This is a genomic window from Ruegeria sp. HKCCD6647-2 (genome assembly GCF_057221075.1).
The window spans coordinates 405,083-417,755 of sequence record NZ_JBWVBD010000005.1 but is presented as its reverse complement, the minus strand read 5'-3'; the positions used below and the strand labels follow the sequence as shown (position 1 = coordinate 417,755).

At 59.6% G+C, this 12,673-nt stretch carries 10 protein-coding genes; 7 read left to right on the top strand and 3 right to left on the bottom strand.

Translation table 11 applies throughout. From position 1 onward, the window contains the following. Positions 1-3 precede the first annotated feature (3 nt). The 7 genes from ftsA (at position 4) to AC2TDJ_RS15865 (ending at position 9,293) form a co-directional block, all read left to right on the top strand. Positions 4-1,338, top strand: coding sequence for a cell division protein FtsA (gene ftsA / locus AC2TDJ_RS15895; protein WP_480843596.1), 1,335 nt, complete (start codon positions 4-6; stop codon positions 1,336-1,338). Beyond that, positions 1,325-1,744: a hypothetical protein gene (locus AC2TDJ_RS15890; RefSeq protein WP_480843594.1), complete on the top strand. Its 420-nt coding sequence runs from the start codon at positions 1,325-1,327 to the stop codon at positions 1,742-1,744. Before ftsA ends, AC2TDJ_RS15890 begins: the two co-directional genes overlap by 14 nt. Positions 1,745-2,091: 347 nt before the next feature. Next, positions 2,092-3,708: a cell division protein FtsZ gene (gene ftsZ / locus AC2TDJ_RS15885; RefSeq protein WP_480843593.1), complete on the top strand. Its 1,617-nt coding sequence runs from the start codon at positions 2,092-2,094 to the stop codon at positions 3,706-3,708. Positions 3,709-3,921: 213 nt separating this feature from the next. Next, positions 3,922-4,842, top strand: coding sequence for a UDP-3-O-acyl-N-acetylglucosamine deacetylase (lpxC, locus tag AC2TDJ_RS15880; RefSeq protein ID WP_480843591.1), 921 nt, complete (start codon positions 3,922-3,924; stop codon positions 4,840-4,842). A 126-nt stretch (positions 4,843-4,968) separates the two neighbouring features. Further along, positions 4,969-5,832 (top strand): outer membrane protein assembly factor BamD, encoded by an 864-nt coding sequence (locus AC2TDJ_RS15875; RefSeq protein WP_480843589.1) that lies wholly within the window; start codon positions 4,969-4,971, stop codon positions 5,830-5,832. Between the two features lie 36 nt (positions 5,833-5,868). Further along, the gene (recN, locus tag AC2TDJ_RS15870; RefSeq protein ID WP_480843587.1) at positions 5,869-7,518 is read left to right on the top strand and encodes a DNA repair protein RecN; all 1,650 of its coding nucleotides are present in this window, start codon (positions 5,869-5,871) and stop codon (positions 7,516-7,518) included. A gap of 89 nt (positions 7,519-7,607) precedes the next feature. After that, a complete protein-coding gene (locus tag AC2TDJ_RS15865) occupies positions 7,608-9,293 on the top strand; it encodes a chloride channel protein (RefSeq protein ID WP_480843585.1) in 1,686 nt (561 codons plus the stop codon). Here AC2TDJ_RS15865 and AC2TDJ_RS15860 read toward each other — a convergent pair whose 3' ends face one another. The 3 genes from AC2TDJ_RS15860 to pepT form a co-directional block, all read right to left on the bottom strand. Continuing rightward, a complete protein-coding gene (locus AC2TDJ_RS15860; protein WP_480843584.1) occupies positions 9,294-10,661 on the bottom strand; it encodes a DUF3179 domain-containing protein in 1,368 nt (455 codons plus the stop codon). It lies immediately after the preceding gene. A 125-nt stretch (positions 10,662-10,786) separates the two neighbouring features. Continuing rightward, complete coding sequence (locus AC2TDJ_RS15855) at positions 10,787-11,242, bottom strand: DUF4177 domain-containing protein (protein ID WP_480843582.1); 456 nt, start codon at positions 11,240-11,242, stop codon at positions 10,787-10,789. An 80-nt stretch (positions 11,243-11,322) separates the two neighbouring features. Continuing rightward, positions 11,323-12,579, bottom strand: a complete 1,257-nt coding sequence (pepT, locus tag AC2TDJ_RS15850) for a peptidase T (RefSeq protein ID WP_480843580.1) — start codon at positions 12,577-12,579, stop codon at positions 11,323-11,325. Positions 12,580-12,673: the final 94 nt, after the last annotated feature.

Here is a 12,673-nt window from a genome sequence, read left to right as displayed (position 1 = left end):
ATGATGACCGATCTGTATCAGTCCCAACGGGCAATGCGTCAGATGCGCCGGCAGGCGATGCAACGAGGTGTCGTTGCCATTCTGGACGTCGGTAGCTCTAAGATCGCCTGCCTCGTACTGCGTTTTGACGGTACAGGTCGATTGAACGAGGACACCGGTATTGGCTCGATGGCGGGACAGACCGGGTTTCGCGTCATCGGTGCCGCCACAACTCGCTCGCGCGGGGTGCAGTTCGGTGAGGTCACCGCGATGCAGGAGACCGAACGCGCCATCCGCACGGCGGTGCAAGCGGCGCAGAAGATGGCCGACATCCGCGTCGATCACGTCATCGCCTGTTTCTCGGGTGCAAACCCGCGCTCGTATGGCTTGGATGCCCAGGTCGATCTGGAAGGACAACTGGTGACCGAAGCCGAGGTTGGCCGTGTTCTGAACGCCTGCGACGTGCCGGACTACGGGGCAGGGCGCGAAGTGCTCCACGCCCAACCGGTGAATTTCGCGCTGGATAATCGCTCGGGCCTGACGGACCCACGAGGCCAACTGGGGCAGACTCTGGCTGTGGACATGCACATGCTGACCGTCGATGCGGTGGCCATCCAGAACATTGTGCGGTGCATCAAGCGTTGCGATCTGGAACTAGCGGGAATTGCCAATTCGGCTTATGTCTCCGGGATTTCCGCTTTGGTCGAAGACGAACAGGAACTGGGCGCGGCCTGTATCGACATGGGCGGCGGCACGACCAGCGTGTCGATCTTTATGAAAAAGCACATGATTTATGCCGACTGTGTGCGTATGGGCGGCGATCACGTGACTTCGGACATCTCCATGGGGCTGGGTGTCCCGGCGGCTGTGGCTGAGCGGATCAAGACCTTCAATGGCGGCGTTCATGCGACCGGCGCGGATGATCGCGACCTGATTGATATCGGGGGCGATACCGGCGACTGGGAGCACGACCGGCGCACCGTCAGCCGCGCCGAGCTGATCGGCATCATGCGCCCCCGTGTCGAGGAAATCCTGGAAGAGGTCCGTATCCGCCTGGACGCTGCCGGGTTTGACCACATGCCTAGTCAGCAGATCGTTTTGACTGGAGGCGGCAGTCAGATCATGGGTCTCGATGGATTGGCCAGCCGCATTCTCGGCCAGCGCGTGCGTCTGGGGCGTCCTCTGCGCGTTCACGGACTGCCTCAGTCAGCCACCGGGCCAAGCTTTTCGTCGGTGGTGGGGCTGAGCCTGTTTGCCGCACATCCGCAAGATGAATGGTGGGACTTTGAAATTCCGGTCGACACCTACGCGGCGCGCCCTTTCAAACGCGCAGTGCGGTGGTTCCGTGACAATTGGTAGAACATTAATTGGGGCCGTGGTTGGGCTTGCACTGACCCCCCACATTTCAACGGCTCAATCTCGGATCACGCCTGAGGCTTTTCTGAACGCCGTGCAGGGCAAGACGGTCGATTTTTATGAAATTCGCAGCGGAGATCTCGTCGGGACCGAGCAGTTTATCAGCCATTCGCTCTCGGTCTGGAGGGGGCAGGGAGACGCGTGCGTCTATGGTCAGATCACGACACCAAATGGGCAGATCTGTTTTCTCTACGACAATGACTCGGATGGTATTCCTGTTTGTTGGTGGCCGTTTCTGCATCAGGATCGTCTGATGGTGCGGCTGGCCACTTTTTCAGGCGCAGAGATTCAGGAAGTTCGCGGCGTCTCCGAAAAAGGTCTGTCCTGCCCAAGTACCCCAATTAGTTGAAGAAACGGGTTGCAGACAGGTAATTTATCCCTCAAGATATCCACAAGGCCCGACAGAGGTCTGTGGCAGGACATTGAGCAGTTTTGCCGGATAGATGACGAACTGCATCGTGCGACGCATTGCCTGAAATGCAATGCGAGTGGTGGCGTGTGTTGTGGTGGTTTAGTGTTGTGCCGCAACATCTGGCGATGAAAGCGAAATGCCGCTGTTTGCCGCCTTAATTCCTCCATATTTTGTGGTTTTTCGCGATTTTTGGCGTGACGTTTGGGGATTCGAAATGTAGACTCGAGCTCGGATAGGTCAGAAAAACACCGCTTTGGCGGGTCAATAATACAGGCGGACAGAGCATGACATTGAATCTTTCGATGCCCGGGCAAGATGAATTGAAGCCACGGATTACAGTTTTCGGCGTTGGCGGTGCCGGCGGCAACGCTGTCAACAACATGATTGAAAAGCAGCTGGATGGCGTCGACTTCGTGGTCGCCAACACGGATGCGCAGGCCCTGCAGCAAAGTCAATCTTCCGCACGGGTGCAACTGGGCGTGAAAGTCACCGAAGGTCTGGGTGCAGGCGCTCGTCCCACGGTCGGCGCAGCAGCTGCTGAAGAAAGCATCGAGCAGATCGTCGATCACCTGGCTGGCGCGCATATGTGCTTTATCACCGCAGGCATGGGTGGCGGTACGGGTACCGGTGCGGCCCCGATCATCGCGCAGGCAGCGCGTGAACTGGGTGTACTGACTGTTGGCGTTGTGACCAAACCCTTCCAGTTTGAAGGGGCCAAGCGGATGCGCCAGGCAGAGGACGGCGTTGAATCGCTGCAAAAGGTCGTCGATACGCTGATCATCATCCCGAACCAGAACCTGTTCCGCCTGGCCAACGAAAAGACCACGTTTACCGAGGCTTTCTCGATGGCCGACGACGTTTTGTATCAGGGTGTCAAGGGCGTGACCGACCTGATGGTTCGCCCCGGCCTGATCAACCTCGACTTTGCTGACGTTCGCGCCGTGATGGACGAGATGGGCAAGGCGATGATGGGCACCGGCGAAGCGACCGGCGAAGACCGCGCAATTCAGGCGGCAGAAAAGGCCATCGCCAACCCGCTGCTGGACGAAATCAGCCTGAAGGGTGCGAAAGGTGTGCTGATCAACATCACTGGCTCGCACGACCTGACCCTGTTCGAATTGGACGAAGCTGCCAACCGTATCCGCGAAGAAGTGGACCCGGAGGCGAACATCATCGTCGGTTCGACCCTCGACACCGCGATGGAAGGCGGTATGCGCGTGTCGGTTGTCGCCACCGGCATCGATGCCAGCGAAAAGTCCGAGGATGTACCGGTCGCACGCCGTTCGATGTCGGCACCGCTGACCCGGACCGTTTCGGCGGAAGAAGCCGCGCGTGAAGAAGCCCCGGCTGCCGAAGTGGCGGCCTCCGAAGAAAATGGTAACATCGCGCCTTCGTTGTTTGAATCGATCGAGGATGTCGAGTTCAAGCCCGGTTGGCACGAGGAACAGCCCGCTTCTGCCGCGCGGGATGATGATGGCCTGCCTCCACCGGCTTACCAGCCCGCAGCGGCGCAGTTCGAACCGCAACCGGAAGTCGAAGAACCGGCGCCGGAAAGCTATGATGCGCAACGCGGCCATTTGCCGGGAACGCCGTCGCCCGAAGCGATCCAACGCTTGCAGGCGGCGGTCAAGAACGTCCCGGCTGCACGGGCGCGGATGGCAGCTGAGCGGCCGCAGGAACCGACGCCACAACCCGAGCAGGCGGCAGAGGAACGCCCCCGTTTTGGGTTCAATCGATTGATCGACCGTATGACGGGTCACGCGGCGGACACTCCGGCTCAGCCAGTGCGGCAGCAGCCCTCTTTCCGCCAAGCTGACGCTACGGCACCTGCTCGGGAAGAAGCCGATCCGGACCAGGAACGCATCGAGATTCCCGCGTTTTTGCGCCGTCAGGCCAACTGATACCGGTCACAAAATCTATTCTAAGGGCCGCCATTTGGCGGCCCTTTTTATTGTAAAAACAATATCCTAACACGGTGTGAGCAGGGTTTTGCCGATCTGTCACATACATGTTTCATTCGGTTGCAAAGAGTGAGTTGAGCCTTTGCCGCGCCTTCCTTAGTTGGGGTGCAACACAGCCAGATAAAGGCTGGACACCACTCGCCGAGGTTCACATTGCAACATACGCTCAAATCCTCAGTCACGTTCAAAGGCGTCGGGCTGCACGGTGGCAAGCCTGCAACCATGGTTCTGAAACCGGCCGCCGCCGGTCACGGAATCTGGTTCAAACGGACTGACATAGAGCTGGGCAATGCGCTGATCCCCGCGATCTATGATGTGGTCGAGCGCACGCCGCTTTGTACCCGTCTGGTAAACGATGCGGGCGTTTCGGTGTCGACTGTTGAGCATATCATGGCCGCGTTGGCGGGATGCGGCATTCACAACGCGCTGATCGAGATTGACGGGCCTGAGGTTCCGATCATGGACGGATCGTCGGTCGAGTTCGTGCACGGCATCATGGCCAAGGGCGTGCGCCGCCAGGCCAGCCCGGTTCTGGCCTACGAAGTGCTCAAGCCGGTAACGGTGGAACGGGAAGGGGCGCGGGCCTCGATTGCTCCGGCTGACGGGCTTGAGATCGAATTCCACATCGACTTCGAAGATGATGCAATCGGCAACCAGACCAAGACGCTGGACATGCGCAACGGAACGTTCGCGCGTGAACTGTGCGACAGCCGCACCTTCTGCCGCCGTACCGATGTCGAAGCCATGCGGGAAAATGGGCTGGCCTTGGGTGGCACACTGGAAAACGCTGTCGTTGTACAGGGTGACGAGGTTCTGACCCCCGGCGGCTTCCGCCACGACGATGAGGCCGTGCGCCACAAGATGCTGGACGCTCTGGGTGATTTGTATCTGGCGGGCGGTCCGATTCTGGGACGGTTCACGGGCGAAAAGTCCGGCCATTCGATGACGAATACGCTGCTGCGCAAGCTGTTCGAAACCCCCGGGGCTGTGCGTCCGGTTCTGTGTACTCCTGAACAGGCAGCGCGTTTGCCTGGGCAAGGGCTTGTTCGCAGCGAAATTCCACAGGTTGCGTGATCTGATCAACTCGGACGACATTTGCGTCACTGCGCGCATAAGGCGTTTTGCACCGGAATTTTATGTGCTAGACCAAGGCCCGATCCGGGGCGAACCCCGATAAGCAAGACGACAAGGATGGGCGGAATGGTTGGCACCAAAGCGGCAGTCAGATTCGCGGGCGCGGTTCTTCTGGCAGCAACTTTGACGGCATGCGGCAATGCCGGAGGCCTGTTCGGCAACAGAGGTGCCGATCGCACTCAGAACCTCGAAGGGTTCACCCCCGAACAGATTTATACACGCGGTGAATACGAACTGTCGCAGAATCGCTCGGACGATGCGGCATGGTATTTTTCCGAGGTCGAACGCCTGTACCCCTATTCAGACTGGGCAAAACGTGCGTTGATCATGCAGGCTTTCTCGTTCCACTCGGACGGCAATTATGCTGAAAGCCGCGCAGCGGCGCAGCGCTACATCGACTTTTATCCCGCAGATGAAGACGCTGCATACGCACAATACCTTCTGGCGCTCAGCTACTATGACCAGATTGACGAAGTTGGCCGCGATCAGGGGCTGACGTTCCAGGCCCTTCAGGCCCTGCGCACAGTGATCGAGGTTTACCCGGACAGCGAATACGCGACATCGGCGGTTCTTAAATTCGACCTCGCCTTCGACCATCTGGCCGGCAAGGAGATGGAGATCGGGCGTTATTACCTGCGTCAGGATCACTATACGGCCGCCATTAACCGGTTCCGTGTTGTGGTGGAGGATTTCCAGACCACGTCCCACACGGCCGAAGCGCTTTACCGTCTGATCGAGGCGTACCTGTCGCTGGGTCTGGTGGACGAGGCGCAGTCGGCTGGCGCAATTCTGGGTTACAACTACCAGTCCTCTGAGTGGTATGAGGCAGGTTACAAGCTGCTGACCTCGCGCGGGCTGGACGCCAAGAGCCGCGGCAACAACTGGCTCAGCCAGATTTACCGCCAGACGATCAAAGGTGAGTGGTTGTAATCGCCATGGCTTCTGGCTTGGGACGCTGAAGACCCGATGCTGCGCGCCCTTGATATACGCGACATGCTGATCATCGACCGGTTGGAACTGACGTTTCAGCCGGGTCTGAACGCGTTGACTGGCGAGACGGGCGCAGGGAAATCGATCCTGCTGGATTCTCTGGGGTTTGTTTTGGGTTGGCGTGGCCGCGCCGAGTTGGTGCGCCAAGGTGCGGCGCAGGGTGAAGTCGTGGCCGAATTCGAACTGTCAGACGACCACCCCGCCCATGCTGTGCTGGCCGAAGCAGGCCTGCCGGATGGCGAGGAACTGATCCTGCGTCGCGTCAACACGGCAGAGGGGCGTAAGACCGCCTGGGTCAACGACCGCCGTTGCTCGGGCGAGGTGCTGCGGGCGCTGTCGGAAACTCTGATCGAATTGCATGGCCAGCATGATGATCGTGGACTGCTGAATCCGCGCGGCCATCGCGCGATGCTGGATGCCTATGCCGGGGCAGATGATCAACTGTCCGCCGTGCGCATAGCCTGGAATGAAATGTCCCGCAGTCGTAAAGCGCTGGCCGAGACCGAAGCTGCGCTTGCCGCCGTGCGCAGCGAAGAAGAGTTTCTGCGCCATGCAGTCGCTGAATTGGATCAGCTTGACCCGCAGCCGGGTGAGGATGCGGATCTCGACGCGCGCCGCCGCATGATGCAAGGCGCGGAACGCATCCGCGATGACGTTGCCCGTGCCTACTCACTTCTGAGCAGTGAAGGCGCCGAAGGGGCCATGGCGGATGCCATGCGCTGGCTCGAAGGTGTCTCGGATAACGCCGGTGGCCAGCTTGAGGAGCCAATTGCAGCGCTGGGTCGCGCAATGATCGAACTGGGCGAGGCGCAGGACGGTGTGAACAACTGCCTTCAAGCGCTGGATTTCAACCCGGCAGAGCTGGAAAGCACCGAGGAGCGCCTGTTCGCAATCCGGGCCCTGGCGCGGAAGCACGAAGTGGCGCCAGACGAATTGGGTCCATTCGCCGACACCTTGCGGGACAGGCTGAACAGGCTGGAGGCCGGAGACGCAGATCTGGCCGACAAACGGGCTGCTGTCGACGCGGCGGAAGCGTCATACGAAACTGCGGCCGCAAACCTCAGCGCGGTACGACGAAGGGCAGCCGGGCAACTGGATGCGGCGGTCATGGCAGAACTTGCACCGCTGAAGATGGAGCGCGCGGTGTTCCAAACGGGAATCACGCCCGCCGATCCCGGCCCGGAGGGCGCTGATGCAGTGGCCTTTACGGTCGCGACCAATCCGGGTGCCCCTGCTGGACCGCTAAACAAGATCGCATCGGGCGGTGAGCTGAGCCGCTTTCTTTTGGCGCTCAAAGTCTGCCTGACCGGCGCAGACAGTGCGCGCACGATGATCTTTGATGAGATCGACCGCGGGGTTGGCGGTGCCACAGCGGATGCGGTTGGGCGGCGTCTTGCGTCGCTGGCGCAGGGCGGGCAGGTACTGGTGGTAACACACTCACCGCAGGTCGCCGCGCGCGCAGCACATCACTGGCGGGTGCAGAAACAAGTGGCGAATGGCCAGACCCTGTCGACCGTTCTGCCTCTATCCGACTCAGATCGCGTGGACGAAATCGCCAGAATGGTGGCGGGCGACACGATTACCGATCAGGCCCGCGCGGCCGCGCGGGCGCTTCTGGACGCCTGAAACCACACCTGTTGCAAAAGCGTGTGATCCGACTTTTCTACGCCCCTCGCGTGGCTTAGTAAGGAGTACGAGATGTCCAAAGGGCGCAGATGACCCAGTCCACCCGCACTGTTTTGCGTAACCAGTTGAACCAGGCCATTGCGGCGCTCAAAGACGCGTGGCGGGTATTGCGCCACCGTGGTCCCAGTCAGGTTCAATTCTGGTTCATCGCGCTGGCCATCGGAATTGCGGCAGGCTTCATGGCACTGGGGTTCCGAAAGGGCATCCGGGCGCTGCAGGCTTATATCTACGACACAGAAGATATCCTTCTGCTGCACAGTCACGCCGAGAAACTACCCTGGATTCTGATCCTGATCACACCCATCGTCGGTGGCCTGATCGTAGGCATCATCCTGCATAAGTTCACCGATGACGGCCGTGTGCGATCCGTTGCGGATGTGATCGAAGGTTCAGCCCTCACCGATGGCCGTGTCGAAACCAAGGCAGGTGTCGCCTCGTTTCTTGCCTCGCTCATAACCCTCAGTTCCGGTGGCTCCACGGGACGGGAAGGACCGGTCGTGCATGCTGCAGGTGTGATCTCGACCTGGGTCAGCAATCGCATCCACGCCGATGGTATTACTGGGCGCGATCTGTTGGGGTGTGCCGTCGCTGCGGCCGTCTCGGCCAGCTTTAACGCGCCCATTGCCGGAGCGCTTTTTGCGCTGGAGGTGGTTCTGCGCCATTTCGCGGTGCACGCCTTTGCGCCGATCGTCATTGCGTCGGTTGCAGGGACAGTGATCAACCGGTTGGAATATGGCGACGTAACTGAATTCCGACTGGAAACGCCGGGATCGCTGCAATTCTACGTGGAACTACCGGCCTTTCTGATCCTTGGCCTGATCTGCGGGCTGGTGTCGCTGCTGCTGATGCGGTCGATCTTTTTTGCCGAGGATTTCGGCACCCATGTCCAGAACCGTCTGTCTTTGCCGCGTTGGCTGCGTCCGGCGGTGTCGGGGGCGATGCTGGGCCTTCTGGCGATCTGGTTTCCGCATATCATTGGTGTCGGTTACGAAACCACGATCCGCGCGCTGGCCGGAGATCTGGTGCTGACAACTGCCATTCTGTTTGCAGTGATCAAAACTGTGGCTGTAGCCATAACCATGGGCGGGCGTATGGGCGGCGGGGTATTTTCGCCGTCGCTGATGATCGGTGCTCTGACCGGGTTGGCCTTTGGTTTGATTGCAACCGGTCTGCTGCCTGACGTATCGGGTACGCACACGCTCTATGCCTTCGCCGGAATGGGTGCCGTTGCGGCGGCGGTGCTCGGGGCGCCGATCTCGACCACGCTGATCGTGTTCGAACTGACCGGAGACTGGCAGATCGGTCTGGCCGTGATGGTTTCGGTCTCGATGTCCACCGCGCTGGCCTCGCGTCTTGTGGACCGTTCCTTCTTCCTGACCCAACTGGAGCGCCGCAACGTGCACCTTGCGGCAGGACCGCAGGCCTATCTGCTGGCGATGTTACGCGCGGGGGCCGTGATGCGGCCAATAGGCGATCCGCGTTCGATCACAAGGGAGGAGGCGCTGGCGCTGATGGAACAAGGCTTATGTGTCCAAGCCAGTGCCACGTTGGAGGCCGCCATGCCCTATTTCGATCGCGCTGACATTCCATGCATCCCAGTTGTTGTCAGAGACGCGGAAGATGCCGAAGAGCCCGTGGGCGCGCTTTATCACGTTGACGCGCTCAAGGCCTATAACCGGGCGCTTGCGGCCACAGCGGCCGAAGAGCACTCGTAATCACCCGCCATAAACGCTTGCGGCGTCTTCCAGGTAATTGTCCCAGGCAAACCAGTACGAGATATGACCCGCCACCCGAGGCAGACGTGTGCCATCCGGGCTAATCAAGGCTTCTTCGGTGATGGTCCAGATCTGGTCAGACTTGTCCTGCAATCCACCAGCCGTGGCGGTGAACTGATGCGAAACGCGTTCATATGCCCGGACACTGCGCCTGGATGGATCGCCGATCAACACCAGTGGCCGGTTTCCTGTCGCGTCGTTAATCACTGGCTTTCCCTTGAATGCGTCCAACGGCCAGGCGCGCGCGGCTCCGAATTGTCGAACGGTGAACACATAATCCTTCTGCCTGTGCTGTGACTGATCGACCAGCGCCGGGAACATCAGCTCGCTTGAGGCGAAATAGTCCCGGTAGACGACGCCAGATCCATAATTGCGACGATGCCCCGTCTTTAGTGACAGGACTTTCGAGTCGGGGTGAGACGTTTTCCAACTGTCCCAGTCGGCAATAACCACCGGGCGCTGTTTCAGCTCGATGCTGCTGTCGGCAAGTGGGCCAACCACAGGCTTGCCTGTATATTGATTCCACAGGGAATGCGTCTGGCGGTCGAACATCAGCTTGTTGGATCGATAAAGGAACCCTGATGAGCCGAAGACAAAAGGCCGTCTCTGTCCGGCCACTTTTGTTTCGAACAGAATGCCCGATCCGCACAGTGTGCAATAAGCCAGCGCAACGGGAACACCTCCGATCACCTCATTGAACATCTCGTGCCAACCCATGATCCGCAGCGGATAGGCCCGTACGTCTCCGTTGATTGCCACACCAAAAACCAGATCATCGCCCCTCAGGTAATCGGCGGATTGGGCAGAGATCAGCTTCGGATTGTCCAGCGACGGAATTCCATCCTTGGTGACCCCGCCCCATGTTACCTCTTCCAGGCGGATTTTCATCTTGTCGCGTTGAAGATACTCCGGCCGCAGAAACAGGTCGAAATTCTGATCTATGCCCAACAGAACCTCTCGTTTGAACGGGATCAGCGACGGGTGAGGGGCGATCTGCGGGTTTCTTTCCTGCCAAAGCATCCATTCGAACCAGTCGGTCCCCAGTTTCTGGCCGGTCAGCGCCTCCATCACTTCGGCAATGTCGCGTTCGCGCCGCCTGCCATAACGCATCGCGGTCAGCAGGGCGGGCACCACGTCCGGGTTGCCACGTTGGGTCAGAAATACCATTCCCGCTTCGAAATCAGTCCGGCCTCCGAACAAAGTAGACCGAACCGCCATGAGCACCGGGTCTTCCTGTGCCCAGAGGATGTCGGGGGCGACGAGGCTGGCTCCCAATAGACCGGCGAAACCGCGACGTGTGACAGACATTGCAACCTCCCAAAGAGTCCATGTTCAGCTTGGACCTTTTTGAGATCACGTTCACTCCACACCCGCGTGACCGAGGCGACGCAAACTCTGCGTCAGATCGAAAAATATTCTGCGGAACAGAGCCGTCAGGTTTTCAGAACAGTGTCCTCATCATCCTTCGCGTGGTCTTCGTCGGATGATTTCAGCGTCAGCGGCGGGTCTTTAACCTCGGCAGCAATAGGGGCAGGGGCGGACACTGATGCGTCTTTGACGCCCAAGGTTTCCTCCGGCCCGGGAACAGGGCGGACTTGCGGTGTTTCCTCTTCGTCGGCCTGATCGTCCGCAGGCATCGGTTCGGCAAGAACGGGTTCCAAAGCCCGGCGGAACACCAGCACGTTGCGCCAGTTCACTGTTGATCCGGTCAGCCCAGTGCGTTCTTCGCTGGGCAGCAACTCGGCCCGCTGATACTCCCAACCGTCCTTGCCCAACTGGTTCAGCAATTGCTCGATCGAGGTGGCAAAGCGCCCTTCAGGTGTCTTTACGCCCTTGGCTTTGGTGCCCTTTTGAGGGGCAGGAACAACTTTGTATTCGTAACGCTGCATCAATCGGTCCTGATTGCCATGTCCCGGCACGTTAACATTTTGGCGCGCAGGTAAAAGCGAACTTCGCGCACCGGCGAAATTCAGCCCGCACTGTTGCCGGAACCCTGCGCTGCCTTGCCGACCAGAGACAGACAAAGCTCGGTGGCCAGCGCCATGTCCTGCACGGAAATCCATTCCATCGGCCCGTGAATGCATTGCATGCCCGTGAAGATATTGGGGCAGGGCGTGCCAAACTCGGTCAGGCGAGACCCATCCGTGCCGCCCCGGATCGGAACCGAGATAGGCTCGACCCCCAAGTCGCGGCAGGCCTCGCGGGCCAGATCGACAGGTGTCATGTCCTTCTCCAACCAATAGCGCATGTTGCGGTACTGGTGGTTAATCTCGCAGGTGATCACGGCGCGCGGTTCCGTGGCCTGTACAGCGGCGCAGACTTGCCGCACCAGATCGCCCTGCGCCTTTAGCGCGTCCAGCTCGAAATCGCGCAAGATCAGCTTGATCTCCATCTCGGAAGACCCGCCGTTCATGTCGGTGATGTGGATGAAGCCTTCGCGCCCGTCGGTGGTTTCGGGCGTCATCGTCGCCTGCGGCAGGGTTTGCACGATCTTGGCGGCCAGATGAGCAGCATTGACCATCTTTCCATTGGCCAGTCCGGGGTGGATCGAGACACCTTGGATTCTGATCACCGCCCGGTCGGCCGAGAAGCTTTCGTACTCGATTTCGCCGACTTCCTGGCCGTCCAGCGTATAAGCAAAATCGGCCTTCAAATCCTTGGGCAGTTGCTTGGTCACGCCGCGCCCGATTTCTTCGTCGGGTGTGAAAGCGATGCGGATTGGGCCGTGTGCGACGTCCTTGTTCTCGATCAGGTGCCGTGCCATGGTCATCAGGATCGACACGCCCGCTTTGTCATCAGCACCCAAAAGGGTCGTGCCCGAAGCGGTGATCAGGTTGTGCCCGATCTTCTGCGCCAGATAGGGGTGTTCGTCGGGTGACAGAACCAGTTCCGGGTCGTCGGGAAAGGTGATGTCACCGCCGTTGTAGCCTTTGATGACGCGCGGCTTGACGCCCGTCGCGTTGAACTGGGGCGCAGTATCCACATGCGCCAGAAACCCGATGGTCGGGCCGGAGGCCGTGCCGGGAATCGTGGCCACAACGACGCTATCCCCTGTCAGTTCCACATCCTGCGCGCCGATCTCGGTCAGTTCCTGTTTCAACAGATTCAACATGTCGAACTGGATCTCGGTGCTGGGTGTCGTTGGGGACGTCTCCGCGCTTTGACTGTCGATGGCTGCGTAACGGACAAGCCGATCTTCGAGTTCCCGATCAAATCTGTTCTGCATGATACCTTACCTCTCTGGTGCCGAAGAAAGAGCGCAAACAGAAACGGAGTCAAGCCGATGGCCTGACTCCGTCAAATTCTGCAAGAGCGCAGGT